Source organism: Shewanella loihica PV-4 (genome assembly GCF_000016065.1).
Classification (GTDB): Bacteria; Pseudomonadota; Gammaproteobacteria; order Enterobacterales; family Shewanellaceae; genus Shewanella; species Shewanella loihica.
Window position 1 is genome coordinate 507,283 of sequence record NC_009092.1, and the last position, 13,589, is coordinate 520,871.

Below are 13,589 nucleotides of genomic sequence, written 5' to 3' on the forward strand. Positions count from 1 at the left end.
CATTGGCGATAAAATGCAGAAGAAGCTGGCACCGACTAGAGGTCGGTGCCAGTGGAAGAGGTGTAGCGCTAAGGGCAGATTAGGCGTGGCTGACTAGCACCAGACGCACGGCGTCCAGTTGCAGCTGACAGGCATCTAAGTAGTTGCCCAGCTCGACCATCTGATTTCTCAGGTGCTCCAACTCCTCGTCACGAATGTTGGGGTTGACCGCCTTGAGGGCCTCCAGACGTTCCAGTTCTGCGGTGAGCTGCTGGGTCATCTTGTTGCTGGCCTCTTCGGTCAGCTGCTTCATCGCCGCCTGGGCAAACTCCTCACCCTTGGCAAACAGCGGATGCAGCAGGGTCTGCGAGGCGTTCACCAGCTTGCTGGCGATATGGCGGTTGACCGCGCTTAGCTGCTTGTCGAAGCTCTCGTAGCTGACATTCTGCGACAGGTTGTTGCCATTCTTGTCCAGCAGCACGCGTACCGGGGTCGGCGGCATGTAGCGGTAGAGCTGGCTCGAACGCGGCGCCGAGGCATCGGCCATATAGATCAGCTCCAAGAAGATGGTGCCCGCAGGTAGTGCCTTGTTCTTGAGCACGGCGACGCTGGTGGTGCCTGTCTCAGAAGAGGTGATCAGATCCAGCCCTGTCTGTACCAGCGGGTGCTCCTGGGTGATCAGGGCGATATCGTCGCGGGACAGCGCCATCTCACGGTCGAAGGTGACGGTAATGCCATCTTCCGGCAAACCAGGGTAGGTCGGGAACATCATGTGTTCGCTCGGATGCAGCACGATGGCGTTCTCGCCGCTGTCTTCCTGCTCGACGCCTATGATATCCCACAGGCGGATCACAGAGCCGATCAGCTGGGTGTCCTGGTCGCGGGCTGCCAGATTCTCCACCAACTTTTGCGCCTTGTCGCCGCCATGGGAGTTGATCTCCAGCAGCTTGTCGCGGCCCTGTTCCATCGCCTTCTTCAGCGCCTTGTAACGGCTCTGGGTGTGGTTGAGCAGTTGGGTGAACTTGTCTTCGTCGCGGTAGACCAGCTGGGTCAGCAGCTCTTCGGAAAACTCGTTAAACAGAATATGGCCGGTAGGGCAGGTCTGTTCGAAGGCATTCAGTCCCTTGTGGTACCAGTTCATCAGGTTTTCCTGGGCCGTGTTGGCCAGGTAAGGCAGATGGATCTCGACATCGTTGGCCTGACCGATACGGTCCAGACGGCCGATGCGCTGCTCCAGCAGATCCGGATTCAGCGGCAGGTCGAACAGCACCAAATGGCTGGCAAACTGGAAGTTACGACCTTCCGAGCCGATCTCACTACAGATCAGCGCCTGGGCTCCGCCGCTTTCCTGGGCAAAGTAGGCGCCCGCCTTGTCGCGCTCTATGATAGACATGCCTTCGTGGAAGACGGTGGCCTGAATGCCCTCGCGGGTACGCAGGGCTTCTTCCAGGCTCAGGGCGGTCTCCGCCTGGCTGGCGATGATCAGCACCTTCTTGCTGCGATGGTTCTTGAGGAAATCGATCAGCCAGTCGACCCTAGGGTCGAACTTCCACCAACTGGCGCTATCGCTCTCGAAGGCCTGATAGAGTTTTTCTGGGCTCAGGGCCTGTTTCACCTTGGCGGTCAGATCTGTCTGGCCACCCATCATGTCAGACACCCTGGCGGCTGTCTTATACTGAGCCGGCATGGTCTGTGGGTGAGCGTTGAAGATACGGGTCGGGAAGCCCTTCACCGAGGCGCGGCTGTTGCGATAGAGCACGCGGCCGGTGCCGTGTCTGTCTAACAGCTCCTGCAGCAGCTCGCTGCGGGCCTGGTCACGTTGTTCGTTGTCGACACTCTCATCTTCAATCAGACGCAGCGCCGGGGTGATATCTTTCTCGTTGAGCAGCTCGGTCAGGCTGGCAACGGCCTCGTCGGGCAGACGTTTACCACTGGCCAGAGCATCGGCGGCGCTGGCCACCTCTTTATAGCTCTCCTCCTCTTTGAGGAAGGCCTGATAGTCGTAGAAACGGTCCGGGTCCAGCAGACGCAGACGGGCGAAGTGGCTCTGGTGGCCCAGCTGATCTGGTGTGGCGGTCAGTAGCAGCACGCCGGGCACCACTTCACTCAGGGCCTCGACCACGCGATAGGCGCGGCTCGGTTCCTCTTCGGTCCACTCCAGGTGGTGGGCCTCGTCGACCACCATGAGATCCCAGTCGGCATCCAACGCCTGGTCCAGGCGTTTCTTCTTACGCAGCAGCTCGAGTGAACAGATCACCAGTTGCTCTGTGTAGAAGGGGTTGTCGTGGTCGGCGTAGGCTTCGACGCATCTGTCTTCATCGAACACCGAGAAGCGCAGGTTGAAACGGCGCAGCATCTCCACCAACCACTGATGGCGTAGGGTGTCTGGCACTATGATCAGGATACGCTCAGCGCGGCCGGTCAGCAGCTGCTGGTGGATGATCAGGCCGGCTTCTATGGTCTTACCCAGGCCCACCTCGTCCGCTAACAGGACGCGCGGTGCGAAGCGTTGGCCCACTTCATGGGCGATCCACTGCTGATGGGGGATCAGGCCGACGCGGGGACCCTGTAGGCCCAGCAGATCTGAGGTGGCCAGCTTATGCCGCAGCAGCTGGCTCTGATAGCGCACGCCGAATCTGTCCAGACGATCGATCTGGCCGGCAAATAGCCTATCCTGGGGCTTGTTGAAACGAATATTGTGGTTAAGCAGCGTCTCTCTGAGGCTGACCTCCTCGCCGGTCTCGGTGTGGATACCGTGGTAGATCACCAGCTGGTTCTTCTCTTCGATCTCGCTGACCTTGAGACTCCATCCTTCGTGACTCTCAATGATATCGCCGGGGTTATAGATCACTCGGGTTAGCGGGGCATCGTCGCGGGCAAACATGCGGTTTTCGTCAGTGGCGGGGAACATCAGGGTGACCATACGGCCTTCGAGTCCAATGACAGTACCTAAACCGAGTTCCGATTCGGTATCACTAATCCAACGTTGACCTAAGGAAAAGGGCATTTACAAATTCTCATCTACAGGGTGAATCACGAAAGGGCGCGTATGTTATCCAATCGAGACTATGATGTCGAACATATCTGACCCGTAATTGCCTCGTTAAAAATACTAATTAGATTACAAATTATCCAATCGGATTGGCCGCCGCCCGCCTTGTCATCTTAATGTCATTTTAGGCCACCAGTCTCGAATTGGGTCGGGCGATTTTCTGGACAAGTTTCCGTTGAAGCCGTGAGATTTTGGTGTCAGTATGGATTTAATCCCTAAGTGCTTTGTTGCGCGTCACTATACTGACAGAGAAGGAGGCTAATTACCCGCTCAGCTCGCTTGACTACAAATATAACACCCTACGCACAAGTGGAGGCGCCATGGAACAAGACGACAAGAAGTTGTTTGTACTGGATACCAATGTGTTACTGCATGAACCCTTAGCCATCTATTCGTTTAAGGAGCATGATGTCGTAGTCCCCATGACTGTCCTTGAAGAGTTGGATCAGATCAAAGACAGGAAACGAGATGTTAGCCGAGATGCCCGAGTCGCCATTCGCGCATTGGAAGACATACTCGGCGGGCAGACCACCCCAGAAGAGATTGTCAGCGGGGTGCCCTTGCCTAAACGCGAAGGACACGGTGACGCAGTAGGTTCCCTCTCTATCTTCCCCGACCATCAACTCGAATTTACCCAGGCATCCCTGCCCGGCGACAACAACGACAACCGCATCATCAATACAGCCCTGCATCTGCAGAATCAGTTTGCCCCACGCCATGTGGTGTTGGTGACCAAAGATATCAACATGCGCCTCAAGGCCAAGGGCGCCGGCATCAATCTGGTCGAAGATTACCGCACCGACCAGCTGATCGACGACATTCGCTTTCTGACCAAAGGCTTCCATCAGTTTGAGGGGGATTTCTGGGCGCGCAAGGAACATGTCAACACCGAGACCCAGGGGCGTCATACGGTGCACAGGGTGCCAGTTAAGGAGGTGGGTGAAGAGAACTTCTATACCAACCAATACCTTATCGACGAAGACTCCAACTTTTGCGGCCGGGTACTGAGCAACAACGACGAAGAGCTGGAGATATTGGATCTCGGCCGTGACCGTCTGCTCAACCTGGATGCCTGGGGCATCAAGCCCAAGAACGTCTACCAGGGGATGGCGATGCAGGCGCTGCTGGATCCCGATATCGATCTGGTGATCCTCACAGGCCCCGCAGGCTGTGGTAAGACGCTACTGGCTATGGCGGCGGCCCTGGAGATGGTGGTGGAGCGTGGCCTCTACGATAAGGTGATAGTGACCCGTAACACGCCGGAGATCGCCGAGTCTATCGGCTTCCTACCTGGCACAGAGGAGGAGAAGATGGCGCCCTGGCTGGCGGCCATTACCGATACCCTGGAGGTGCTGCACAAGCACGACGTTAACCCCAGCGGCAGCATGAACTACATCATGGACAAGGCTAACATTCAGTTTAAGTCGATCAACTTCATGCGCGGACGTTCGATACAGAACTCTGTGGTGCTGCTGGATGAGTGTCAAAACCTGACCGCCTCGCAGATCAAGACGATGATCACCCGTATGGGCGAGGGGACTAAGCTGATCTGTAGTGGTAACCTGGCGCAGATCGATTCTAACTATCTGACGGCGGTGACCTCGGGACTCACCTATATCGTCGAGCGCTTTAAAAACTTCGATGGCAGTGCCAACATCTACCTCAACGGCGTGGTGCGCTCTCGCCTGGCAGAGTTTGCCGAGGAAAACCTCTAACCGCTTAGGCGGCCACCGACGGCAAAAGGCTCCCTGGCGGAGTCTTTTGTCTAAAGTAAGGGCGATCTTGTGGGTCTGCGCCAATGCGCCGGCCCTGTGCCAGGCTGACGACTGAGATCATTCTGGCAAAAGCGACTCCCCTTTGTATTCCATTGGGCTGGCTTCCTGATACTATATGCAGAATATGATGCGCCGCCCCGGGTTAGCCCAAGGGCAGATGCTTGTTTTCAAAGGTAATCAATGAAGTCGACAGAGCCGGACTTACAGCTTAAGTCTCCGATTCAAAAAAACTACAATCGCGCGGTTTTCTATACCTATATCGGCGTGATCATCATGGCGTTGCTGACGGCCTGGATCTTCTTCGAGCGTCAAAAGACTCAGATGATGGATCAGCGCGAAGAGCTGGTCGAGCGTCACGTGTTGCAGATCGACCTCCTGTTGGAATCCAGTATCCGCGCGGTGAAGAGCCTGCGCAACGTGGCGGTGGATCACCTACGTCTGGGTGAGTTGGTGCGTACCGACCGTCTGCCCCAGTATGAGAAGTTTAACGAGAGCGGCCAGTTCTTCACCCTTGAGCCCAGCTATGCCCAGAGCGGCAAGCCCTTCACCAACATGGGGCGGATCACGGGCGCGGGCTCGCTCAATGGCCGCAGCGATAAGTTTTATCAGGAGCTGGAGATGCTGTTCGAGCTCTCCCTCTCCTTCCCGGTCGCCAGACAGGCGGCGCCCAAGGCCTCCTCTATCTACTACATTTCCAAACATCGGATGATGTCTTACTACCCCTGGCCCTCGGACGAACAGCGTTTTCGCGACGAGCTGCTGAAGAAGCAGCAGTTCCAGCTGGTCACCCCGGCGATGAACCCACAGCGCAGCGTGGCCTGGAGCCCGGCCTATGTGGAGCCCAATGGCAAGGGGCTGTTGACCACGGTCGGCGTGCCCATTTATCTGGAAGATGAGTTTATCGGCTCCATCAACCTGGACATGACCCTCTCCTCACTGGATAAGCAGATCCGCCTCTACTTCAAGATGCCGGGCACGGTAATCCTGCTGGATCAGCAGAACAACATTCTCTCTCACAGCGATATCGACGCCGCCGACATCAACCGCGTCTTCCACATCAGCCAGAAGATCCCCTCGGCGCTGCACTCGGTGCCCGAGTCTGAGCTGTTCGATGCCCACGAGGGGATCATGCGCAACGGCTACTATATCCACTCGGTGGCGCTGCAAAATGCCCCCTGGCGCCTGCTCTACCTGCAGGATGAGAACGAGCTGTTTAAGGACTCCTGGGAGAAGCTGGAGCTGACCTTCCTGCTGGTGGTGATCGCCCTGTCTGTGCTGGTGACCATAGTGCACTGGCAGACCCGCCGCTCCTTCGTTAACCCGGCGTCGCGTCTGTTGTCGCACCTTGAAGGCTGTTCTCAGGAGCCACGCAAGCCACCGGCCAAGATCACCCAGGGCTGGGAGCCCTGGTTCCAGCTGGTGAGTCGCATCTTCGAAGAAAACCAGCAATATACCCGTCACCTGGCGGAGCAGAACCGTCGCCTGGATAACCTGGTGGCGCGGCGTACCGAGCGTCTCAAGGAGACCACGGAGCGGCGCGAGCGGGAATACGCCCTGTTGCGCTCCCTGCTGGATTCCATCCCAGAGGCGATCATCTTCAAGGATAAAGAGGGTAAATACCTGGGCTGTAACAAGTCCGCCGAGCGCATGCTGGGTTATACCGAGAGCGAGATGATAGGCCAGGATTCCCAGACCATGACCAGCAACGAGCAGTCGATGCGGATCCGCGCCGAGGATGAGCGGGTGCTGTCCGAGCGCACGCCGCTGCGCTATCAGGAGAAGGTGGAGCTGGCGGGCAAGCCGGTGTTGCTCGATACCCTCAAGCTGCCTTTCTACAACCGCCGTGGCGAGCTGCTGGGCCTGATCGCCGTATGGCGTGACGTGACCCGGGAATATGAATCGGCCGAGCAGCTCAGGCTGTCGGAGGAGCGTTATCACCTGGCGATGGACGCGGTAGAAGATGGCCTGTGGGACTGGTATCTGGATTCCGAGCAGATCATCTGTAACCCGGCTTACTACTCTATGCTCGGCTATAAGAGCAACGAATTCCCGGCCCTGGTCTCTACCATAGACGAGCTGGTGCATCCGGACGATCGCATCCGGGTACAGGAGTATCGCGAGCAATACCTGGCGGATCCTATCGGCGCCTACGACGTCGAATTCCGTATGCGCGGCAAGAGCGGCATGTACCACTGGGTGCTCAGCCGTGGCCGTGTGGTGGAGTTCACCTCGGACAATCAGCCTAAGCGTATGGTGGGTACCCACAAGGATATTACCCGCCATAAGAGCAACGAGGTGGCGCTGCTGGAAGCCAAGCAGGACGCCGAATCGGCCAACCTCTATAAGAGTGAGTTCCTGGCCAACATGAGTCACGAGATCCGCACGCCGATGAACGCCATTATCGGTATGTTGCAGCTGGCCAGTCGCACCCAGTTGACGCCACAGCAGGCGGATTATCTGGATAAGGCGGGCTTCTCGGCCCAGTCACTGCTGCGCATCATCAACGACATCCTCGACTTCTCTAAGATCGAGGCCGGTAAGCTTGAGCTGGAGCGGGTCGCCTTCCCACTGGATAAGGTGCTGGACCACGCCCTGGATCTCAACGCCCTCAAGGCACAGGAGAAGGGGGTCGAGCTGCTGCTGTATGCACCTGTCACCGCCGGGCTTATCCTCGAAGGGGATCCTCTGCGTTTGGGTCAGGTGCTGATCAACATGCTCAGCAACGCGGTCAAATTTACCCAGAGCGGCGAGATCGAGCTGGGCTGTGAAGACGTGGGCGAGCGGGATCACCGCATCACCCTCAAGTTCTGGGTGCGCGACACCGGCATAGGGATCAGCAAGGAGCAGCAGGAGAGCCTGTTCGACGCCTTCGCCCAGGCCGACGGCTCGACCACCCGCAAGTATGGCGGCACAGGTCTGGGTCTCTCCATCAGTAAACATCTGGTTTCCATGATGGGCGGCACCATGCAGGTGCAGAGTGAGCTAGGGGTCGGCAGTACCTTCAGCTTCACCATCAGCTTCGAGATCGCCGAAGAGGCCGAGGTGAAACCGCTTATCGTGCCCGAGGTGATCGGTAACCTGAAGACGCTGGTGGTGGACGACAACCCGACGGCGCTGCAGATCTATTCTACCGCCATGCGCGATTTCCACTTCGACGTGGACACCGCATCCAACGGCGCCGAGGCGCTATACAAGCTGGAGCACAGACCGGTGGATCTCCTGCTGCTGGACTGGATGATGCCAGAGATGGATGGGGTCGAGGTGATCAAGGCACTGGATGCCATGGTGGCCGACGGCCGCCTGGAGAAACGTCCGGTGATCATCATGATGACCGCCTACGCCTCCGAGCCGCTCAAGGAAGATCTGGACGATCTCGACATCTATGCCATGTTGCAGAAGCCGTTCAAGGCCTCGGCCCTGTTCGACGAGATCATCGCTGCCTTCATCGACAAGCCCAAGATCAATCCGGCGGCCGCGCTGCCTGTGGAAGGCAACGCCACGGGTACTGGGCAGATCCTGCTGGTGGAAGACAACTTCATCAACCAGCAGGTGGCGACCGAGCTGCTCAAGAGCGCGGGTTACGAGGTGGACGTGGCCGAGAATGGTCAGGTGGCCCTGGATATGGTGGACGCCAAGCAGTACGACGCCGTGCTGATGGATATTCAGATGCCAGTGATGGACGGTCTGACGGCCACCAAGGAGCTGCGTAAGCGCTACACCAAGGAGGAGCTGCCGGTGATCGCCATGACGGCCCACGCCATGTCGGGGGATCGCGAGAAGAGCCTGGCGGCGGGCATGAACGCCCACATCACTAAGCCTATCGTACTCAACGAGCTGTTCGACACCCTGGCCCAGTGGATAGTGCGTCACTAATTAGACAGTGCAATGCGCATGTGCGAGAACAGAAGGGGCCCTGGCCCCTTTTTTGTGGCTGTCGCTCCGCTGGCCAACAAGGCGGGGAGGCTTATGATGCGGCGTGAATTATTTGCACTTGAGCCAGAGTGGAGACCTGTTAAGCTAAGTGACTGATATTCACGAGACGCATAATATTTGAACAACTAAGTCTCTCATTATAAGTCTCAGCAAGGAGATAACATGAGACCCTCTACACTCGCGCTGGCCCTTGCCCTCATTCTGGTCCCGACTGGCCCCCTGCTCGCCGTCGAAAATAGCGCTAAGGTGATCAAGAGCAGCCAGGCCGCTAATGGCTTTATCAACCTCTTCTATCAGCAAGGCTCGGGCGATCTCTACCTGGAGGCGACCCGCCTCAATCAGCCTTTCCTGCTGGTGACCAGCCTGCCCCATGGCGTGGGCTCTAACGATATCGGCCTGGATCGCGGCCAGCTGGGGATGACCCGCCTGGTGCAGTTTGAGCGCCACGGCCCCTATCTCATTCTGAAACAGCTCAACACCCGCTACCGGGCGACCACAGATAACGGCGCCGAGCAGCGGGCAGTCAAAGAGGCCTTCGCCGAATCTGTGCTCTGGCGCGGCAAGCTGCTGGAGGGCAAGCAGGCGCTGGTATCGATTAACGACCTGGTACTGCGAGACCTGCACGGTATAGCCGACACCCTGGAGCAGACCAAGCAGGGGCATTATCAGCTGGATAAGGAGACCTCGCTCATCCTGCCTCAGGGGGTGAAATCCTTCGAGCGTAACAGCGATGTAGACGTACTGCTCACCTTCAAGGGCGCCAAGGCCGGGCCTCAGGTGGCCGAGGTCACCCCAGATGGCAAACAGATGTCGCTGCGGATGCGCTACTCCTTCGTCGAGCTGCCGGACGACAACTACCAGCCCAGGTCCTATCACCCCAACAGTGGCTACCTGTCTGACGAGTATCTGGATTACGGCGCGCCAATCGACAAAGACATAGTGCAGCGCCATCTGCTGCGTCATCGCCTGCAGAAGGTCACCCCGGGCGATGCGCCCAGCGAGGTGGTGAAACCTATCATCTACTATCTGGATCCCGGTGTGCCCGAGCCTATTCGTAGCGCCCTGCTAGAGGGCGCTCGCTGGTGGGAGACCGCCTTCAACGAGGCGGGCTTTATCAACGGCTTCAAGGTAGAGCTGCTGCCGGAAGATGCCGACCCTCAGGACATTCGCTACAACGTGATCCAGTGGGTACACAGGGCGACCCGCGGCTGGTCTTATGGCAGCGCCATCGCCGATCCCCGCACAGGTGAGATCATCAAGGGCCATGTAACCTTGGGCAGTCAGCGCGTCAGGCAAGATCACCTCATCGCCCGCGGCCTCACCGCAGGCTGGCAAGACAGGGAGGCGGCCGCCCAGGCGGTGACGGAGCTCTCCCTGGCGCGTATTCGCCAGCTGTCGGCCCATGAGGTGGGCCACACCTTAGGCCTGGATCATAACTTTGCGGCGTCGAGTAACGATAACGCCTCTGTGATGGATTACCCGCACCCCAAGGCGACCCTCAAGGGCGACAAGATAGATATCTCTGCCCCCTATGATGAGGGCGTCGGTGCCTGGGACAAGTTTACCGTGGCCTATGGCTATGGTCAGTTTAGCCAGGAAGATCAACAGGCTAAGTTGACTGAGCTGATGCAGGCGGTGGAGCGTCAGGGGCTAAGATATATCGGCGAAGCAGATTCGCGCCGCGCCGGTGCCAGCCATGCCTACGCCAGCCTGTGGGACAATGGCCAGGATCCTGTGGCCGAGCTGAGCCGCCTGGCCAAGGTGCGTGAAGTGGCCATCGACGGCTTTAGCGATGCCGCCTTGCTGAAAGGCCAGCCCTATGGCGAGCTGCGCGACGCCTTCGTCCCCATCTATCTGCTAACCCGCTATCAGATAGAAGCCGCGGCCAAGTTTATCGGCGGCACCGACTATACCTATTCCACCCAGGAGGGCGGGCGTAGCTGGCATTATATGGCGCCTGAGCTGCAAAAGAATGCCCTGGAGGGCCTGCTGCAGGGCCTGAGCGTGGATGCCCTGGCGCTGCCAACCAAGGTGACCGATGCTCTGGTGCCGAAGTCGGGCAACTATGGCGCCACCCGCGAAAGCTTCGATAGCGCCACCGGCGTGGTGATCGACCCTATCGGCATGGCCGAGGTGCTGAGTCGTCACACCTGTGGGCAGCTGCTGCAGCCGATGCGACTAAATCGCGTCAATCAGGGCTACTTTGCCGACAAGGAGCAGCTCTCCGTCGTCACTCTGGTAAACAAGCTGCTGGCCAAAACAGTGTTTGCCGATGCCCCTAACGGCCCAAGCCAGGGGGTATGGATGCGGGTCAACGCCGTGGTGCTCGACGCCCTGTTGGCTAGCTACCACGACGGGGCGAGTTCGCCCGAGGTGAAGGCGCAGCTGGCGGGCCGTCTGGCTTTTGCTCAGAAGCAGCTCAGCCGACTGGTGAAGCGCAGCAGCGACTATGAGGCGGCCCACTATCAGTGGCTGCTCGATGGCCTGGAGAAGGGGCTGAAGGATAGCAAGTACAAGCTGATCCACAAGCCGTTGGCCATGCCGCCGGGTTCGCCGATTTAAGCTCTGTTACATTAGCTAAAAGCCCCGCATCGCGGGGCTTTTTTATGGTCTAAATTTGCCCGAGCCGGCGGGCTAGAGACGCTGCACCGAATCGAGGAAGTTGCGGGCGGTCTGCTCTTCACGGCTGGACTGATAGCTGGCCATCAACAGCAGTAGGTGGTCGTCGATGATATAGATGTGTTGCAGCATGCGGGTATCGTCCTTGGGCAGACGCATCTCTACCTCGTAGCCACGCATGCCATTGGTGTTGATATAGCCCTTGCTGAGGATCAACTCCTCGAGAATGGCGGCGACTTCAGGCCCCGCCATGCTGGTGTATTTGTCCATTTCATACGGAAGAAACTCCAGATCTTCTGGCTCGAAGCGTTCCATCGACGACTTGAAGGTCATCACGAACATGGTGAGCTTGTCATCGGCTTTTTTCTGGGTATTGAGGGACTCGAACTCCACCTGGGTGTTTTGCTTGTGCAGCACCTTAGGATCCGGCAACAGCTTGAGGCTTACGGGCACAGAGGTGAGGCGATAGGTTTGTAGCGGGTAGGGGGCAAACCAGTGTTGGTAGCCAAAGTAGAGCGCAGCCACCAGGGCCGCCAGTTTGATCAGGTGCGACATGTTTGTTTCCTTGTCTGCTTAGCCAGGGGCTAAGGGTTATCCGTAACGCGTCATTGGGTCGTGCCAGCCATATCTGCCCGACTTGCCTTATTTGCTGTGCATTGCGCACGTGTCATGCAAATAGACTCAGCGGCTGCAGCAACCAAGTGAGTTTACCCAGCAAATCACCCAAATAGCAAATTTGCTGCTGGGTGGCTTGCCATGCAAAAAGTGTAACAATTTGCAAGCCTTACTGTGATCTTGTTCAAAAAATGTGGGGTTTAGGTTAGTATCTTTGTTAGCTAATTGTGGTCAATAAGATTGGAGTACATGATGAAGTTGTTAGCCAGCACGACCTTAGCTTTAGCCTCTCTACTACTTACTACCCAGGCGTTTGCCGAGAGACCAGATTTCTCTAAGACCGCTGCGGCAAGAGCCGATTATCTCTTTGCCAACAACCCAAGTGCGCAGCTGGATCAGGTGCAGCGGTCAAGCAGTCGTCATGATTTTTCCAAGACGACCGCCGCCAACAGTGAGTATCGCTTCGCCGACAATCCTCCCGCCGATGAGACCGAACTCGAGCCGAGAACGACTCAGCACGATTTCTCGCGCACGGAAGCGGCCAGGAAACAGAGCTAAAGCATTTTTGATCTTGTGAAGGAGCCGCTTAGGCTCCTTTTTTTATGGCTGTTTTTGCGGTTGTTTTGCAGAGTTAGCTAAGGATTTGAGTCGGTCATTTGAGCCAGTCTCTTGAACCTTAGCGGTTAGCCTCGGCGTGCGTCTCGCCCTGCCGCGCCTCCAGGCGCATCAGCTTACGGCCCTGACGATAGGCGTCTATGATGCCGATGAGCCAGCCGAGGATGAAGGCCCAGGTGGCGGCCTCGACCCAGAAGGCCTCGCCACCCTGGGGTGCCTGGCTGATGGCGGCATAGATAGCGCCATAGTCCAGCGGCAGCTCGCCCGACAGAATCTGGTCAGATACCGTTACGGCGCGGTTGACCGCCTGATACAGCAGGTAGGCGAGGCCGCTCAGGCTGATGCAGGAGATCAGTGTCCCGGCGTTATAGCGCTTGAGGTAGAAGTGGCCCGACCCCGGGCAGACGAAGGCCGAAAGCAGGGTGGATATGATGGCTTTATTCATAATGTTCGCTTCTGAGTTGTTTGGTTTCAGCCTCTACACATTAGCGGCTGAACTATTCCAGGTCGATGCGCCTGATGGCGGCCCTGAGGTGTTCGGCCTTGGCCCGCATTGTCTCGGGTGCCCCGTCGCCTTGGGCGGCGAGCTGACTCTCAATGCCGCTCAGCTCCTGCACCAGCCAGCCACGCACCATCACATAGTAGCGCGAATCCGTGCCGTAGCGGGCGATCACCTCTAGCTGCTCGGGTGATGGGGTGGCGATCGCCTGCTGCAGCGCCTGCACCATGGCCCCCAACTCTTGCTGCTCTGCCTGGTGACTAGATTGAGACTGAGTCTGGGACGGATCTTGGGCCTGACCGTGACCATTGGCGCAGCCGGACAGTATTCCGGTGATGAGCAGGCTGGCTGCAAATAGGGTGAACAAAAACAGACGAGCCATGGGCGTGTCCAACTAAGTGGCCTATAAGTGAGTCTGATAATAACAGCTCTTTTGGGCCTGTTTAGCCTTATGGATTAATTTTTATGCAAGCTACACCCGCGCTGTTTATCTGTGAAGCAA

At 57.7% G+C, this 13,589-nt stretch carries 8 protein-coding genes; 4 read left to right on the top strand and 4 right to left on the bottom strand.

The genetic code is table 11. The annotated features are described in order from the left end of the window. Window positions 1-79: 79 nt before the first annotated feature. The gene (gene rapA, locus SHEW_RS02350) at window positions 80-2,986 is read right to left on the bottom strand and encodes an RNA polymerase-associated protein RapA (protein WP_011864263.1); all 2,907 of its coding nucleotides are present in this window, start codon (window positions 2,984-2,986) and stop codon (window positions 80-82) included. Window positions 2,987-3,351: 365 nt separating this feature from the next. Here rapA and SHEW_RS02355 point away from each other — a divergent pair, with 365 nt between their 5' ends. From SHEW_RS02355 to SHEW_RS02365, 3 genes are all read left to right on the top strand, one after another. Continuing rightward, on the top strand, window positions 3,352-4,746 hold the full coding sequence (locus tag SHEW_RS02355; protein WP_011864264.1) for a PhoH family protein: 1,395 nt from the start codon (window positions 3,352-3,354) through the stop codon (window positions 4,744-4,746). A 240-nt stretch (window positions 4,747-4,986) separates the two neighbouring features. Further along, entirely contained in the window at window positions 4,987-8,679 is a 3,693-nt protein-coding gene (locus SHEW_RS02360; protein ID WP_011864265.1) for a response regulator, read from the top strand. A gap of 222 nt (window positions 8,680-8,901) precedes the next feature. After that, window positions 8,902-11,301 (top strand): zinc-dependent metalloprotease, encoded by a 2,400-nt coding sequence (locus SHEW_RS02365; RefSeq protein WP_011864266.1) that lies wholly within the window; start codon window positions 8,902-8,904, stop codon window positions 11,299-11,301. Window positions 11,302-11,373: 72 nt separating this feature from the next. On the opposite strand, the gene SHEW_RS02370 is transcribed toward SHEW_RS02365, so the two are convergent. Beyond that, window positions 11,374-11,913, bottom strand: coding sequence for a hypothetical protein (locus SHEW_RS02370; RefSeq protein WP_011864267.1), 540 nt, complete (start codon window positions 11,911-11,913; stop codon window positions 11,374-11,376). A gap of 309 nt (window positions 11,914-12,222) precedes the next feature. Between SHEW_RS02370 and SHEW_RS02375 the strand changes: the two genes are divergently transcribed. Next, window positions 12,223-12,531, top strand: a complete 309-nt coding sequence (locus tag SHEW_RS02375; RefSeq protein WP_223294754.1) for a hypothetical protein — start codon at window positions 12,223-12,225, stop codon at window positions 12,529-12,531. Between the two features lie 118 nt (window positions 12,532-12,649). Here the strand turns inward: SHEW_RS02375 and SHEW_RS02380 are convergent, their stop codons facing one another. Together SHEW_RS02380 and SHEW_RS02385 are read right to left on the bottom strand one after the other, a co-directional pair. Beyond that, the gene (locus tag SHEW_RS02380; protein WP_011864269.1) at window positions 12,650-13,033 is read right to left on the bottom strand and encodes a hypothetical protein; all 384 of its coding nucleotides are present in this window, start codon (window positions 13,031-13,033) and stop codon (window positions 12,650-12,652) included. 52 nt (window positions 13,034-13,085) lie between these two features. Continuing rightward, complete coding sequence (locus SHEW_RS02385; protein ID WP_011864270.1) at window positions 13,086-13,469, bottom strand: hypothetical protein; 384 nt, start codon at window positions 13,467-13,469, stop codon at window positions 13,086-13,088. Between the last annotated feature and the right edge of the window lie 120 nt (window positions 13,470-13,589).